Below are 15875 nucleotides of genomic sequence, written 5' to 3'. Positions count from 1 at the left end.
ACTGGATTCAAGAAATTATGAAAAACTTAACAAAACTCACTTTATTCCTTTTATTCTGCTGTTCTTCACTGGTTTTGAACGCAGGTCAAATTCGGATTAAAGCAGGTGAATCTATTCAAAAGGCGGTGGATCGAGCCGTTTCTGGCGATACTGTAATTTTGGAAAGTGGAAATTATCCCGAATCAGGAATCATCATCCGCAAGTCCATTTCCCTTATCGGAGAAAATTATCCGGTCCTTGACGGGCAAGGGAAAGGAAACGTGATTTTAGTTGCTGGGAAAAACATTCTAATCGAAGGACTCAAAATCATCAATACCGGTAAATCCAATATGGATGATTCGGCAGGGATCAAATTCTTCGATTCGGAGGATTGCATCATTAGAAATAATATTCTCGAAGAGACTTTCTTTGGGCTTCACTTTTCTAATTCAAAGCGACTTTCCATTCTCGACAATAAAATCAATGCCACTTCCGAGCGGGAATTTGAAGTGGGAAATGGCATTCATCTTTGGAAATGTTCCCATTCGGTCATCGCCAATAATCAAGTTTCCGGACACCGGGATGGGATTTACCTGGAATTTGTGACGGATACTCAAGCCAAGGAAAACCTGATCGAGCGAAATATGCGCTACGGATTACACTTTATGTTTGCGCACGACAATAGCTACATCCGCAATACCTTTCGTCAAAATGGAGCTGGAGTGGCGGTCATGTACACTAAAAATGTCCTGATGCAGGAAAACCGTTTTGAAGAAAACTGGGGAGCGAGTGCCTACGGTATACTACTCAAGGATATTTCGGATAGTAAGGTAATTGGCAATATTTTCCTCAAAAACACCATCGGCATCTACATGGAAGGAAGTAGCCGGATTGATTTTGAAGAGAATACCTTCAATGAAAATGGTTGGGCACTCAAACTCATGGCATCCTGCGATCAAAACCTCTTTCAAGCTAATAATTTTACCAATAATACTTTCGATATCAGTACCAATGGATCCCTCGTCCTCAATACACTGACCGAGAATTATTGGGACAAATACGAGGGATATGACTTGGATCGGGACAGCATCGGCGATGTGCCCTTTCGCCCGATCAATTTATACTCAGTCATCGTGGAGAAAATCCCCGCATCAGTCATTTTGTGGAGGAGTTTTATGGTCAATCTACTGGATAAAATGGAGAAAATCCTCCCGACTTTGACTCCCGAAGACATGATGGATGAATCACCTAAAATGAAGCCTTATGATTTCAGTTAAACATATATCGAAGAAGTTTGGGAAGTTGGAAGTACTCAAGGACTTTTCTTTGGAATTTGAATTGGGAAACAGTTATGCCATCATGGGGCCAAACGGGAGCGGAAAAACTACCTTGATCAAGACGGTTCTGGGAATGGTGATTCCCGATCAAGGTGAAATTCTAGTCAAGGGTGTCTCTGTCAAAGGTAATCATCAGTATCGGAGTTTGATCGGATACATGCCTCAAATTGGGCGCTATCCCGCCAATATGAAAATTGGACAGCTCTTTTCCATGATGAAGGATATGCGTCCTGAGATCAAAGTCTATGATACCGAACTGGTGGAGCAATTTGAATTGGAGGGAATGAAAGATAAGGCTCTGGGAACGCTTTCAGGAGGCACGCGACAGAAAGTTTCTGCAGCGCTGGCTTTTCTATTCAATCCGGATATTTTGATTTTGGACGAGCCTACTGCAGGATTGGATCCGATTGCAGTGGAAATCCTCAAAAAGAAAATCAAAAAGGAGCGGGAGGAAGGCAAATTGATCCTGATCACTTCGCACATTTTGAGTGATTTGGAAGAACTGACCAACCGGGCGATTTATCTATTTGAGGGAGAGGTGTTCTTTGCCGATACCATCGAAAGCCTCAAAGAAATCACCGATGAGGATCGCTTCTCACCCGCCATTGCTAGGCTTATGCAGTGGACTTTAAAAAAAAACACCGCTAAAAAATCCATGAGTCATGTTTAAGTTACTGAAATATGCGCTGTACGATATCGTGAAGTCTCGATTTGCACTGCTGTACACCCTCTTTATGGTTTTGGTTGCCATATCCATTTATCAGGTTTCGGATGATTTGGGCAAAGTTTCCCTGAGTTTGATGAATATTATGATTATGATCGTTCCGCTCATCGCAGCGGTATTTGCGACAACCCACTTTTTCAATAATCTGGAATTTATCGAGTTGATGCTTGCGCAGCCAGTCAAGCGTATTCATGTATTCCTGAGCCAACTCTTAGCGGTGATTTTGATGCTGAGTTTGGCGCTGATTGTTGGATTTGGACTACCCATGGTCTTATGGGGAGCAGACTCGAGTTTGATTACTTTGCTGGTGGTCGGAGTGGTGTTGAGTGCTGTGTTTGCGGGCTTTGCATTTCTGGCTAGTGTGTACACTCGGGATAAGGCCAAAGCGATCGGTATAAGCCTTTCGCTGTGGATTTATTTCTCACTGGTGTACGATGGATTAGTGCTGTATATCATTTATAGCTTCGCTGATTATCCTTTGGAAAAAGCTACGCTTGCACTGATGATGCTCAATCCGGTGGATTTGGGAAGAGTGCTGATGCTGATGCAATTGGATATTTCGGCCTTGATGGGCTATACGGGAGCATTTTTCCAGGAATTTTTCTCGGAATTTATGGGAGTCACACTAGCTGGGGGAATGTTGCTGCTTTGGGTTTTGCTTCCGGCTATGCTGGCAATGATGAAATTTAAAAAACGTGATTTTTAGGGTTAGATAGGTTAAAGACACCCCAAATCTTCGGATTTGGGGTGATCTTTAATTGTCTTTTGCCTGATGGATTGGAGAGTCTAGTTTTTTATTACCGATTTTTTCAAGCGATACTCAAAAACATACCAAGTCAGCCAAGCGATCAGTCCCAAAGTCAGGCTTATTATGGTAAGGGAAGGCCAAGAAAGGGAATATCGCATCAGCATAAAGGAATACATAAATCCAACGACCATGAGCGCAATTCCCCAGTTGATATACTTCCAAAAACCCAACACCACTTCACCTTCTTTGATGACTTTTTTCATTTGCCGCTTAAGGGCAATCCAAATGCCAGTCAAAACCAATCCCGAAAGGGATAATCCCGCCAAGAACCAGATGACTTTGGTAATTAACCCGCCCCAGTTTCCAAAGTGTATCGGATCTGCGATGTCATTGAGATACATCACGGTTGGGATTTCTTCTGCTTTTTGCACTTGCGCCACTTCATTGGTAATCGGATCTACAAAGACTCGGTTTGATCGCTTTCGGACCAAAGCAACATCGCTTTTTCCTCTAATATAAATCCCATTGATAGTGGTATTGCTAGGAACAATTCCCCCGATTTTCAAATTCGGGATTTCTTTTAAAGCCATTGCAGCGGCTTTGTCATAATCCCACTGGTAGGACAGTGATTTTTGATCGGAAACCTGATCGTTTCGATCTTCTAGCTTTGGTGGTTTGGGGTTGGAGATCTCGGAAACAGAACCCAAATTGGTTCGCTCAGTGAAATACCAAATACCTGTAACCGAAAAGACAATTGCAAAAGGAATGGACCAGAGGCCCACCACCCGATGCAAGCTCCGGAAGAAAACCAATGGGCCTTTTCCGGTTTTGAGTTCCCTGAATTTTTTCCACCATTTTTTATAAAAAACCAATGCGGTTACCATGGAAATCAGAAGGAAAAAAGCAAATACCAAGACGATGAAATAACCAATCTGGTAAAAGGGCATAAAAAGGTAATAATGAAAATCCCTGAAAAAGCGCTGGAACGTGACGGTGGTACTTCCGGTGACTTTGGCCAGATAGGGATCCACAAAAACGTAGTGTCGCTGATCACCGACTTGGACATAGGCGATGTCATTGAGGTAAGGCTCCTCAGGCATAATCCAATAGCTCAAAATTCCATCGGGAAAAGCCTGCTCGACTGCAGAAACAATCTCGTTGTAAGAGGCCCGTTCTTCCTGCCCACTTGCACGCAAACCCGGGTAAAATAACCAATCCATCTCATTGCTGAGCGTGGCCAGAGTACCAGAAAAGCATACTATAAAAAATAGTATGCTTAACTTGATACCTATCCAGCTATGGATCTGAAATAAAACTCGTTTATTCAGCTTCACTGATTTTGCTTTGGTTTAGAAGGTATAGGAAACGGTAGTCATAATGCTTCGGGGACTACCTGGAAATGCTCTGATTACATCATATCCACCAACCCAGTAGATGTCATTGAAGAGATTATTGACATTGACTTGAAACTGTACTTTGTCCAACTTGTAATACAAGGCCGCATCTACAATCCCGTAGGAGGGGAAGATATCCGGTTGATCTCCTGAAACGATGGAGCCAAATCGGTCTGATACATAGTTATAACCCAAACCTACTCCCAATCCATTCAACGAGCCATTTTCGAAAATGTATTTTGACCAGAAGTTAGCGGTGTTTCTTGGAGCGTTCGGTTTTTGTCTTCCGATCACAGACTCATTGTCCGCTTCGGTGATTTTAGCATCGTTAAAAGCATATCCTGCCACCAAGGACCAGTTAGGGAGAATATTACCCGTTACATTCAGTTCCACTCCACGGGATTGCTCCTCGCCGAGCTGCACCAATCGCTCTGGATTTGCCTGATCATTAGCATTGTACAAACCACCTCGCTCTACAATTTGATAGAAAGAAAGCGTTCCACTGACTCTTTTATTGAACCATTCAGATTTGGCACCTATTTCAATCATTTCACTGGTCAAGGGGTCAAATGGCCCTCCCGCTTCAGGATTGAACACGGCAGCGGCATTCTGCGGTTGATATCCCTGAACCCAAGTTCCGTATAGATTGATAGATGGGTTAAGTGTATACACCAAACCTACTCGAGGCAAAAGGGCTTTCTGGTCTACCACCACTTCTCCGGGGCTGTTGTAATTGAGGTAATCGGTAAAATACTCCTGTCTCAATCCAAGCAAAACTTTCAAGGCACCGATTTCAGACTGGTTTTGGATATAAACCCCATGAGACTGCTGGAGGAATTGATTAAAGGTTCGGGTAGTGTAAATGTACTTACTCATATCTCGGATGCCATTTGCAGTAGGGGAGGTCAGGTCAAAATGAGCTACGTTTGTCGCCGGATTTCCTTGAGCGTCCAAGACGTAATTGTTGGCATTTGCAGGATTGAAGAAATTAATGGTTCCTCCATTTTGAAGCAAATAGCTTCTGGCTTCTAATTGTGACCCACCGGGAAGCTGCTCTTGTCTAAAGTAATCATGCCCTACCAAGAGTGTGTTTTTGACACTCCCCAGATCAAAATCCGCATTCAGGTAATTGTTGATTGCATTGTTATTCCAGGATCTTTTGCGGATAAATACCCGCATGGCCACTTTGGTATCATCGATACTTCCATCGCCCAAAGCCGCAAACTGATTGGAAGTACGGTGCTCTAAGAGATCTTCAGTGTAGCTGGAAAGCTGATAGGAACTATTGAAACTGATTCGATCTGAGAAATTGTGACGCAGAGAAACTGTTGCGTTGAGCGTATTTTCATTAAGGTAATCATTTGATGCACTCAAGGACGTGGTGATCGGAGTGGTGAACAAATCCCGATTCCCAAAAGCTGCCTGCCCACGATCCAGTCTCCCCTTTGAATCCTGATAGACGATATCAAAGTTTAGGCTGGTATTTTCTGTTGGTAAAAAGGCAAAAGATGGCGCGAGAACCAGATTTCTGCTGAATTGCAAATCCCGGAATCCGTCTGTGTTCTCAAATCCAATATTCAAACGGTAAAGTAATTTTTGGTCTTCTGTCATGGCGCCGGTAAAATCGCCTAGAGTCCGAAGGGTATTGAAGCTACCCACAGTCGTGGTGATGGACTTTCTGGATTCGGCCAAAGGTTTTTTGGTGACCCGATTGATGGCTCCTCCCGGAGAGGCATTTCCAAAAAGGGCCGATGCTGGTCCTTTGATTACCTCAACTCGCTCAATATGAGGAATGAGTTGGGGCTTCCAAAAACTGGTGAAAGTCCGCATACCATTAAGTAAAGTTCCAAAATTTCTTTGTCCCGAAACCCGAAATCCCCGAATGGTAATGTCATTATAAAAACTGTACTGATTTACTCCCGCCACGTTTTTGACCACATCGTTTACCGTGAAAGCTACCTGATCCAGCATGAGCTCTTTGGTGACAAAATTGATCGATGAGGGAACATCCTTGATCAGAGAGGCAGTTTTGGTCGCCGAAAAGGTTTTTTTATTGTCGTATCCTACTTCTCGTCTTCCGGTGATTTCTACGGTTTGCAGAGCTTGAAGCGATTCAGTCAGGGTAAAGTTGAGCTCCAGTGTCTGACCCGCTGCCAAAGTATAATTTTGGCTTTCCTTGGAAAATCCAATGGATGAAACACTGATGGTTCCTTCTCCGCTAGGGACATTTGTGATCGAAAATTTGCCTTCCATGTCAGTAATCGCACCTTTTCCGGTTCCGATCAAGCTGACATTCACAAATTCCAAAGGTGCCCCCGCTTGGTTGGTGACACTACCTTTGATGGTGCCTGTTTGGGCAAAAACACTCTGGGCGATGAGGATTGACCAAATAAACAGTATATATTTTTTCATCTCTTTTATTTAGATTGATTTTAAACAGAGGCAAATATAAATGAGCAGATCCATTCGCTCCAAAGTTTATCTGGATTATTTCCAAATAAATTTTTCTACATTGAAATCAGTCATGGGATTGACTATTTATGTCTCCATTCTGGGAAAAAATGAAAATTCTTCAATTTTTTGGTACTGAAGAGGTTTAATAATGAAGGATTCATTTTCCGGTAATTTACTCCGGTAATTTTCTCAGTAGTTTTGCCCTTGTTAATGATTTAGCTATGAAACCAATTTTACTTTTAGTCATCCTTTACTCCTTGTTTTTACCGGGAATGGCTCAATCTAATTCGGGCATTGAAGGCACAGTAATCGATGAATCGGGTGCACCTTTACCAGGAGCATTGGTGCAGATTCGGGAACTCAACAAAAGTGCGATTACCAATCCCAATGGACAGTTTTTTTTCGAGCAGATCCAACGAGGATCCTATATCCTTGAAGTGAGTTTTATAGGGTATCAGCGATTTGAAACTTCGGTAGAGCTCAGCGAAAGTCCAAATTTGGAACTGGAGATAAAGCTGATACCTGATGCAATTCAGCTGGAGGGATTGGTGGTGACCTCTCAGCGAAGAAGTCAATTGATCAAGGATGTGCCCATCGCCGTCACTTCTTATGGAACTGATTTCCTGACCCGGACCAATACCTTTGAGTTTGATGCATTATCTGAATTTGTGCCCGGATTGCAGGTGCAGCTGCAAAGCGTCAACAATCCCGGTTTTGTAATCAGGGGAATTACCTCTGACGACGGAGATGCCCGAGTGGAGCCTCGAGTTTCGGTGTTCCAAGACGGAGTATCAATCAGTAAATCCAGGGGATCAGTGGTAGAGCTTTTTGATATGGAGCGTGTAGAGGTACTCAAGGGACCACAGGGCACGCTATTTGGACGAGGAGCGCAGATCGGAGCTATCCATTTGATCCAAAATAAGGCTAAAAACAGTTTTTCATCCCAAATCAGATTAGGAGCGGGAGATTATGGTCAGCGATTGGCCACGGGACATGTGAATGTACCGCTGACTGATCAGTTCTTTTTGCGTGTAGCGGGAATATATAATGCAAGAGAAGGCTATCTCGAAAATCTCTCAGGAGGAACGTTAAACGGAAAGGATACCAAAGCCGGTAGGATTGCAATGAAATACCTTTCAGGAAAAAACACGGCCATTGATTTTATTTTTAATTATCAAAAAGATACTCCTCCGGGAACTGCCTTCAAGAGTGGAACATATGCTCCATTCGGTGGAGATGTCAGTCCAAATACCTTCGCGGATATGGAGCGGGGTAATGAGTTGGGAGTAGATCGTTCCGTTTGGGGCGCTACTCTATTAGTCAATCAGACCTTGGGATCGACTTGGGATTTGAGTTCGATCACGGCGTATCGTGAATTCGATTCCTTTGAGACGTTTGATTCGGATGGGACAGTGGCCCCGACTTTGTTTCTGGGTGAGGAGGCAATTGGAAAACAATTCAGTCAAGAGCTCCGATTTAACTTTGCCGATGAATCCCGATTTAGAGGTTTTACGGGTTTAAGTTTTTTCTATGAAAACGGCTCTCAGCGAATTCCTTATGAAGGCGACGAACGAAGTTTATATGCTTTATTTACCCCTTTTGTTCGAAGTGGAATTCAAGGAGCTTCGCTCCCTGATCCAGTGAAGGAACAAGTATTGGCGGCCATCCCATTTGAGCCCTTGGTTATCAATGGACAGGCCAATTTAGTCAATAACTTACCCAATGTTCCTGCGATTTTTGGACCTTTGGCAGGAGCTCCACTTAAGTCCGTTCACCGCGAGGTCAGTACCAATTTTGGGCGAAATTACGCGTATGAGGTTTTTGCAGATGGAACTTACGATTTCAATTCCAAATTGAGTGTGACCGCCGGTCTTCGGGGAACTTATGAGCAAATTACAGGCGCCTTGGATGTGCCTGAAGCCGAGGAACGGGGCACTTTGGGCTTTATCTTGACCGGAGGATCAGCGAATAATATTTTCACCCCAACCGATGGAAGAAAGGAAACGACCGAAGAGTTTTTTTCTGCCGTGGGGAGATTGGCAGTGGATTATAAAATGAGTCCCAATACCACATTTTTTGGCAATGTTTCTAGAGGACGGAGACCTAATGTGGTGCAGGTTCTGGCTTCCGAAACCAATGTCCTCAATGCGGAGACTGTTTGGAGCTATGAAGTAGGGATGAAGACACTGTCATCGGATGATCGCTTAAGTTTTGATCTGAATGCGTATTACTACGATTATTCTAATTTTCAGACCAGCATTGCCGTTGCTGATCAGGATGGCCTTCGAATTGATACTCGCGATGAAGGAGCTTCCACGGCCCTTGGGTTTGAGACAGCTTTACGCTATGCGGTTGTGAAAAATCTCAGTTTTTTTGCCAATTATGGCTTTATCGATGCCACGTTTGACGAGGTAGATGCTGAGGGAAATGCACAAAATTTAGCTGGAAATACTTTTAGATTGACTCCCAAGCACAGTGCTTCGGCTGGTTTGGATTTTGGTATTCCGATTTCCCAAAAAGCTTTACTTTATTTTAGACCCACTTATAGCTATAAGTCTAGGGTGTTCTTTGAGGAGACCAATCTACCCGGTATTGAGCAGGAAGGCTACGGGATGCTAAATCTCCGATTGGGATTCAATTTTGGTCAAAAATATGACCTGATGCTTTTCGCAAATAATGCCTTGGATGAAGAGTTTATCATTGATGCGGGCAATACAGGTGGGGCTTTTGGAATACCTACTTTCATCGCCGGTCCTCCTCGAATGATTGGTGCTCAGTTTACGGTGAATTTTAGATAAGATTGGGTGGACATAGATTTAATTAACCTAGAGGGGCTTAGGGAAGGAGCAAGTTTTCCGTCCACGGGCTGCCGCCCGAGGGAATGAAGAGTCCTGCCCTTTCATGGCTTTCAGAAATCAGTTCTTTTCTAATTTATTGTGGATTTTCCATCCTTAAAAACCCGGAGGGTTGGCATTTTTCATGACCCTCGGCGTAGCCGGGGGAAAGTGGTATTATATATACCTCAGAGCCCTGAAAGGGCGAAACTTTTGACAAAAAAAACCTGCTGAATGGTCCATTCAGCAGGTTTTACCACAAAATCTAAATCCTTAATTTCCTTTCGGTCTGAAATATCTAATCGGAGGTGCCGGTTCGGGTTTCAGTTCAATTCCCTCTGTTTCCAGCAATTTCAATGCTTCTTCCACTGCTTTTTCCAGTTGTGGATCGCGACCTTCAATCACATCTTTTGGCGTTTGCTCTATCGGAATATCCGGAGAAATTCCAACTCCCTCTACGGCCCATTCGCCATCGACATCATAGAATCCTCCCCGCGGAGCCACCATTCGGCCTCCATCTACAAAAGGAGGGGTGTCCCAAGTCCCGACTAATCCGCCCCAGGTTTTGGTGCCGATCAGCGGTCCAATTTTCATTTTGTTGAACAAGTAAGGAAGCAAATCACCTCCCGAACCGGCTCTCTCGTTGATCAGCATGACTTTTGGTCCCCAAATCCCCGACATCGGAGTCGTGAACGGACGGTGATCATTGGCTCGGGAATTGAAATAGCCGTGGAGTTCTCTAGCCATGATATCCACCATGTAATCGGCGGCCGAACCACCACCGTTGTTTCGCTCGTCGATTACTGCGCCCTTTTTGTCTTGCTGCGCAAAGTAATAGCGATTGAAATAAGTGTAGCCTGGCTGTCCTGTATTGGGCAGGTAGACGTAGGCTAATTTTCGATCGGAAAGCTCATCTACTTTTCGACGGTTTCCTTCTACCCAATCCATCATTCGGAGCGGTCCTTCATTGGCGACCGGAACGGTTGAAATCATCCGTGCGCCTTCCATTCCAGGCTCGCTATTCAGGTGAAGGGTAGTGTATTGGTTGGCGGTCCCTTCGAAATAGGTGTAGAAATTGGTATTGGGCAATACTTCTTTTCCATTGACTGCTACCAAATATTCTCCTACCCGTGCTTCATTGCCCGGATGGGCAAGGGGAGCGGTGAGGTTGGGGTTCCAGCTTTCACCATTGTAGATTTTGCTGATGCGGTAATGTCCATTTTCCACTTCGAAATCCGCTCCCAACAATCCGATCGGTACTCGCTCGACCTCCGGGAAATCCCCTCCTCGGGTATAGGAATGTCCAACTGCCACTTCTCCTCCGATGATATCAATGATGTAATTCATGTCCGTGCGGTGCCGCACGTGATCCACCCAGGGCTTATACCATTCGTAGATCTCATCCCAAGGCGCTCCGTGAACATTGTCCACATACAAGAAGTCACGCTGATAGCGCCAGCCTTCGCGATAGATTTGCTGCCATTCTTCTTGAGGATTTACTTTTACTTTCATGGAGGAAATGGCTTTTAATGCACCATCACCGACCTTCTTTCCTGCTCCGCTTGTTTCGATGATCCCCCAAGTCGAGCCAGATTGATAAAGCATGGATTTTCTGTCTTTGGAGATGACCACCTGATTGACTCGAGGAAGAAAGTCCTCCGATTTTCGTTTGGCCAAATCATATTTTTTCAAGGCAGTGCCTTCATTGGGAATGCTTTCCATGTAAAAGACCGAACCCGAAGGACCCGCTGCCAATCCGGTGTAATTCCGCGCCGGAATATCCACGGCTACAATTCGCCGATTCAGATTTTCAGGATCAATTTTTACCGTGACTTCCTTTTCAGCCTCCTTCTTTTCCTCGGCATTGGCTTTTTCTTCATCACTTTGAGGCAATAGTGGAGATTTTTCATTGGCATCTAAGATGGCAAAGTAAAGGTTTCGGGTCACCGGACGATCGTAGCTACTCATGTCCAACCACCCGGTATTCAAGCCAAAATTGGTAGAAGCGAGGAAATACAAATACTTTCCGCTTTCGTCCCAAACGGGTGAAATCGCATCAGCCATTTGATCGCTGACTTGGATTTTCTCCTCGGTTTCCACATTCAAGACAAAAATGGATTTGAACTGATTATCCATCAGTCGGGCATAAGCGATCCATTTGCCGTCTGGCGACCAAACCGGATTCATTGATCGGTTGGGATGGGCAAAGCGCTCAGTTTCCACATTTTTGGCATTTCCACTTTCCACATTGACCAACCAGATGTTATAATCTGTATCGGTGAATGCCAAATGCTTTCCGTCGGGAGCCCATTCAGGTTTGAAGAAAAAACTCGGGTCAGGTATGGAAATGGTTTTCTCTATTTTGCTTCCCGTTTGATCGGCTATGACTAATTCATATTCCCCTGAAGAATCTGAGAAATAAGCGATTTTCTGCCCGTCAGGTGACCAAGCCGGAGAGCGTTCTGCTGAGCTGGAAGTATTGGTGATATTTCTTCCTGCTCCATATTCTTTTGGGACAGTTATGATTTCTCCGCGGAATTCAAATGCCGCACGCTGTCCGGTGGGGGATAGGTAAGCGTTTTGCAACTGATTGGCTGAGACATCCACCCATCGCTCGCGTGCCCAATGAAAATCTCCATTAACCTCTATTTTAACCTGCTTCAGCGAGCCGTCTTCAGGATTATAAATATGCAAATAGCCTCCTTGCTCCAAAACCAGTGCATCGGGTCCCGCGTCAATTGTTTTAATATCAAAGTCCGTCAGAAAAGTCTCCTGCTTTTCCTGTCCCGTTTCGGGATCAAATGACCAAAGGTTGGCTAGGTAATCGCGCTCAGAAATGTAATAAACTTTTTCGCCGAGCCAAACCGGGTCAGTATGGCGTTCATTGTCTGTTTGCGGGGTCATTTCCAACGAATAATCTTCCATATCCACAATCCAAATGGGCTTGGCCTGTCCGCCCCGATGATTTCGCCACTCCGGATCCCAAAAAGAAATCTGCTGGTAGGCGATATGACTGCCGTCGGGGGAAATCTCACCCGTCACGGCACGGGGAATTGCTAAGGATTCAGGCATGCCGCCATCTTTGGAAATTTGGAAAAACTTGCTTTCCTCTGTGGCATGACCATCACGGCCCGAACTGAAAATCACCGATTCTCCATCGGGACTCCATCCGGTGACCATATCGGCTCCAGGATGCCAAGTCAGTCGCTCGGGTTCGCCCCCACTGGCGGGAATCAGATAAACATCGGTATTGCCATCGTATTCTCCAGTAAATGCGATCATGGATCCATCAGGCGAAAAATGAGGAAAACTTTCTTCGCCTTCATTGCTCGTCAGACGAATGGCCTGACCGCCCTCCCGTGAGACTTTCCAGAGGTCATTGGCATAGACAAAGACGATCTCAGACTGACTGAGTGTGGGCTGTCGGAGCAATTGGGTGCCTTGCCCAAAAGCTGAGACACTGATTGCGCCACAAATCAATAGGGTGATGAGTTTTTTCATATTAAGATTGGATTTGGGTTTGGATAAAAATAGGTCAAAAATTAGAAGAAATCTAACCATCGATGGATTACGCCTTTCATTCAAATGGTATAGAAAGGCAGGATTGATAAAATTAGCCCTGAATGCCCAAACGGGAGTCTAATAAAATACGCGTGGTCTCCGACAAGAAAGTCTACCTCTTGTTTTTAGGACTTAGAGGCTCGATTAAGACCAGCAGTCAACTTTCCTTTTTTACCTTCAGTTCGATTCTTTAGTTTAATGCACCAGAAAAAATCAGCCCATGGAACCCATCAAAATTGCCACTGCCCAATTCGAAAATCGAAGCGGAGATAAGGAATACAACCTTTCTGTAATTGATAAACTTTCCGCCCAGGCGGCAAAAGAAGGAGCGCAGGTCATTACTTTTCATGAGTGTTGCATCAGTGGATATTCTTATGCGAGAAAGTTGAATAAAGCCCAACTCCTAGGGGAGGCGGAACTGGTTCCTGAAGGAGAATCAATTCAACGCCTAAGGGAGATTTCAAAAAAGAATGGGATTGTAATCCTTGCAGGATTGTTTGAAAAAGATGGAAATGGGCAGGTTTACAATACCTATGTCTGTGTCAATCAGGATGGGTTGCTTGCCAAATACAGCAAGCTGCATCCGTTTATTCATCCCGATTTAAGTCCGGGAAATCGCTACGTTGTTTTTGATTTGTTGGGCTGGAAATGTGGGATTCTAATCTGCTATGACAATAATATTATCGAGAATGTCCGCGCCACCAAACTCCTCGGTGCGGATATCATTTTCATGCCCCATGTGACCATGTGTACCCCGTCAACCCGACCTGGGGCGGGTTTTGTGGATCCCAAGCTCTGGAAGAATCGGGAAGCAGATCCTACCTCACTGCGAATGGAGTTTGATGGACTGAAAGGAAGAGCTTGGCTGATGAAATGGTTGCCAGCCCGAGCTTATGACAATGCGGTATATGCCATCTTTTCCAATCCTATCGGGATGGATGACGATCAGTTGAAAAATGGCTGCTCCATGATTTTGGATCCTTTTGGAGATATTTTGGCCGAATGCCGGAGTTTTGAAGACAGTTTTGAGATGGCAACGATCGTTCCCGAAAAGCTCACCCAAGCCGGTGGGCATCGCTACCTCCAAGCTCGCAGGCCGGATCTCTATCGGGATATCTTAAATCAGGATCATCAATCCGAACAGAAGGTGGCTTGGTTGGCGTCAGAAGATTAGAAATAGCCTTTAGTAGGAGGCCGGAATGGGAATGGTTCAAGGTCTTCAGATTTACCTGCAAAAGGTAGGCTTGGACCAAGGTTTATTTGTATCATCAAAGACAAAAAAAACAGACATTTCCCGTCAATCCCCCATTTCCCCCTTTTTCTTTTCTCCAATTCCCATATCTTTAACAATTAATTATCAATTGAATGAATAATGCCGAAGTTAGTGTCATCATTCACTTTAATTCAATAAAACCCTTTCTCGATAGTGCTATTCCAAAACTCAGTCTTTAAAATGAACGACCTGACTCAAGCCTCCGCCCCCCAAGCCGACATCGATCGCCTCGACCGCGAGATCGACGCCTTGGTCTATGAGTTGTATGGATTGACCGAGGAGGAGATTAGGATAGTGGAAGGGGGTGAGGGATGAGTGAAAATGGTATATGTAGACTTTGTTTACAGGAGAAGGAACTATTGAAACAATCTCATATTATCCCAAATTTTATGTTTAAAGAGATTAAAGATGAGAAGAATAGATTTTTTCAATTTGAAAGCAAGGATATTATTGAAAAAAAAGATAGAAAAAAGGCATTACAAACAGGATATTTTGAATCAAATCTCTTGTGTAAGAATTGTGATAATAGTATATTAGGTGGCTATGAGAGATATGGTGCAAATTCACTATATAGTCCTAAAATCAAAAACGGACCAATTGTCGAAGGTTTAGTTGATACACATGGCAACAGGGCATTTAAGGTTTCAAATATTGATTATGTAAAATTTAAATTGTTTTTACTTTCTATTTTATGGAGGGCGAGTATTTCTTCTCATATTTTCTTTTCAGAAGTAAATCTAGGTCCACATGAAGAAAAGATCAGGAAAATGATTTTAGATCATAATGCAAAATCTGATTTAGATTATCCCATTATTTTTGGTTCTATACTTGGGAATAATACACATTTCGAAAATTATATATCACAGCCTAGAATGTTTAAATTTAATGAGCATAAATTAGTTTTATTCGTTATTACTGGAATTTATTATGGTTTTGTAGTGTCTTCATATGTAAGAGACAAGGAATCATTAAAGTCAAGATTAAATCAAAAAAATGAATTAATCATGTCACATATACCTAAAGGAAAAGATGTTGAGCATTTTTTAAAAATTATTGGAATTAAATAAATTCTTGTTTGAGTCTAAAGTAAATATTTGTTTAAGCGAAATTACAAACCCGTCTGAGTGTAGATTAAGCGTTAGTCTAAACGGAGTTTGCCTTCCCTGCAATCCGGCCTAAGCCTAAAATGACCTTTAATGGGTCATTTTTTTACGCCTTGTCCTGCTTTCCTATCTTTTAGGAATTGTGGATTTACTACAAAAAACTGGACAATATTTTTAAGCCTGTTTTTGAATTGATTTAATGCCGCCTGCCGCGGGGCTACTCAACTAATCAGTGGGATTTAGAAAAAAAATCCCCCTGATTAGTTCGAGTTCAGTTTTCTTCATGCGGCCTTTGTTTTTGTTGTTTCTCCGAACTGCTCAGGAGTGAGGTAATTCAGGTAGGAATGTTTTCTTTCTTTGTTGTACCAGATTTCGATGAACTCAAAGAGTTCAACCTGTATCTGTCTAACGTTCAATACCGGAAGCTGGTAGATCAGCTCAGATTTGATGATTTTAAAGAAGTTTTCT

The 15875-nt window shown here is 43.6% G+C and carries 12 protein-coding genes; 8 read left to right on the top strand and 4 right to left on the bottom strand.

All coding sequences use genetic code 11. From position 1 onward, the window contains the following. Positions 1-17 precede the first annotated feature (17 nt). From BM043_RS13660 to BM043_RS13650, 3 genes are read left to right on the top strand one after another with little or no spacing between them, the layout of a single operon-like run. Positions 18-1256 (top strand): nitrous oxide reductase family maturation protein NosD, encoded by a 1239-nt coding sequence (locus BM043_RS13660; RefSeq protein ID WP_092792811.1) that lies wholly within the window; start codon positions 18-20, stop codon positions 1254-1256. Then, complete coding sequence (locus BM043_RS13655) at positions 1243-1986, top strand: ABC transporter ATP-binding protein (RefSeq protein WP_092792577.1); 744 nt, start codon at positions 1243-1245, stop codon at positions 1984-1986. The genes BM043_RS13660 and BM043_RS13655 overlap by 14 nt, the downstream gene beginning before the upstream one ends. Continuing rightward, entirely contained in the window at positions 1979-2746 is a 768-nt protein-coding gene (locus BM043_RS13650; RefSeq protein ID WP_092792575.1) for an ABC transporter permease subunit, read from the top strand. Before BM043_RS13655 ends, BM043_RS13650 begins: the two co-directional genes overlap by 8 nt. A gap of 80 nt (positions 2747-2826) precedes the next feature. On the opposite strand, the gene BM043_RS13645 is transcribed toward BM043_RS13650, so the two are convergent. Both BM043_RS13645 and BM043_RS13640 read right to left on the bottom strand, forming a co-directional pair. Beyond that, positions 2827-4122: a PepSY-associated TM helix domain-containing protein gene (locus BM043_RS13645; RefSeq protein WP_092792573.1), complete on the bottom strand. Its 1296-nt coding sequence runs from the start codon at positions 4120-4122 to the stop codon at positions 2827-2829. A 15-nt stretch (positions 4123-4137) separates the two neighbouring features. Continuing rightward, positions 4138-6594 carry a TonB-dependent receptor gene (locus BM043_RS13640; RefSeq protein ID WP_092792571.1) on the bottom strand — a complete coding sequence of 819 codons (2457 nt, stop codon included), beginning with the start codon at positions 6592-6594 and terminating at the stop codon, positions 4138-4140. Positions 6595-6857: 263 nt separating this feature from the next. Between BM043_RS13640 and BM043_RS13635 the strand changes: the two genes are divergently transcribed. Then, positions 6858-9434 carry a TonB-dependent receptor gene (locus BM043_RS13635; protein ID WP_092792569.1) on the top strand — a complete coding sequence of 859 codons (2577 nt, stop codon included), beginning with the start codon at positions 6858-6860 and terminating at the stop codon, positions 9432-9434. 309 nt (positions 9435-9743) lie between these two features. Here the strand turns inward: BM043_RS13635 and BM043_RS13630 are convergent, their stop codons facing one another. Beyond that, positions 9744-12971 (bottom strand): S41 family peptidase, encoded by a 3228-nt coding sequence (locus BM043_RS13630; protein ID WP_092792809.1) that lies wholly within the window; start codon positions 12969-12971, stop codon positions 9744-9746. Here BM043_RS13630 and BM043_RS19525 point away from each other — a divergent pair. The 4 genes from BM043_RS19525 to BM043_RS13620 all read left to right on the top strand — a co-directional run bounded on the left by BM043_RS19525 (position 12958) and on the right by BM043_RS13620 (position 15371). Next, the gene (locus BM043_RS19525) at positions 12958-13113 is read left to right on the top strand and encodes a hypothetical protein (RefSeq protein WP_177188481.1); all 156 of its coding nucleotides are present in this window, start codon (positions 12958-12960) and stop codon (positions 13111-13113) included. The genes BM043_RS13630 and BM043_RS19525 overlap by 14 nt on opposite strands. A gap of 138 nt (positions 13114-13251) precedes the next feature. Further along, positions 13252-14205 carry a nitrilase family protein gene (locus tag BM043_RS13625; RefSeq protein ID WP_092792567.1) on the top strand — a complete coding sequence of 318 codons (954 nt, stop codon included), beginning with the start codon at positions 13252-13254 and terminating at the stop codon, positions 14203-14205. A gap of 252 nt (positions 14206-14457) precedes the next feature. Then, positions 14458-14619 (top strand): hypothetical protein, encoded by a 162-nt coding sequence (locus tag BM043_RS19520; protein ID WP_177188480.1) that lies wholly within the window; start codon positions 14458-14460, stop codon positions 14617-14619. A gap of 74 nt (positions 14620-14693) precedes the next feature. Then, on the top strand, positions 14694-15371 hold the full coding sequence (locus BM043_RS13620) for a hypothetical protein (RefSeq protein ID WP_143189541.1): 678 nt from the start codon (positions 14694-14696) through the stop codon (positions 15369-15371). Positions 15372-15688: 317 nt separating this feature from the next. Here the strand turns inward: BM043_RS13620 and BM043_RS13615 are convergent. After that, a partial coding sequence (locus BM043_RS13615; protein ID WP_143189540.1) for an IS3 family transposase occupies positions 15689-15875 on the bottom strand: 187 nt, incomplete at its 5' end.

The sequence above is a fragment of the Algoriphagus hitonicola genome (assembly GCF_900113375.1).
Lineage (GTDB): Bacteria > Bacteroidota > Bacteroidia > Cytophagales > Cyclobacteriaceae > Algoriphagus > Algoriphagus hitonicola.
Note: the sequence above shows the minus strand (reverse complement) of the source record. Positions and strands in the feature narration are given on the sequence as shown.

Coding starts and splice junctions, on each gene's coding strand:
- BM043_RS13620 (WP_143189541.1), top strand. CDS start 14,694: ATGTTTAAAGAGATTAAAGATGAGAAGAATAGATTTTTTCAATTTGAA.
- BM043_RS13625 (WP_092792567.1), top strand. CDS start 13,252: ATGGAACCCATCAAAATTGCCACTGCCCAATTCGAAAATCGAAGCGGA.
- BM043_RS19525 (WP_177188481.1), top strand. CDS start 12,958: ATGAGTTTTTTCATATTAAGATTGGATTTGGGTTTGGATAAAAATAGG.
- BM043_RS13655 (WP_092792577.1), top strand. CDS start 1,243: ATGATTTCAGTTAAACATATATCGAAGAAGTTTGGGAAGTTGGAAGTA.
- BM043_RS13640 (WP_092792571.1), bottom strand. CDS start 6,594: ATGAAAAAATATATACTGTTTATTTGGTCAATCCTCATCGCCCAGAGT.
- BM043_RS13650 (WP_092792575.1), top strand. CDS start 1,979: ATGTTTAAGTTACTGAAATATGCGCTGTACGATATCGTGAAGTCTCGA.
- BM043_RS13660 (WP_092792811.1), top strand. CDS start 18: ATGAAAAACTTAACAAAACTCACTTTATTCCTTTTATTCTGCTGTTCT.
- BM043_RS13635 (WP_092792569.1), top strand. CDS start 6,858: ATGAAACCAATTTTACTTTTAGTCATCCTTTACTCCTTGTTTTTACCG.
- BM043_RS13630 (WP_092792809.1), bottom strand. CDS start 12,971: ATGAAAAAACTCATCACCCTATTGATTTGTGGCGCAATCAGTGTCTCA.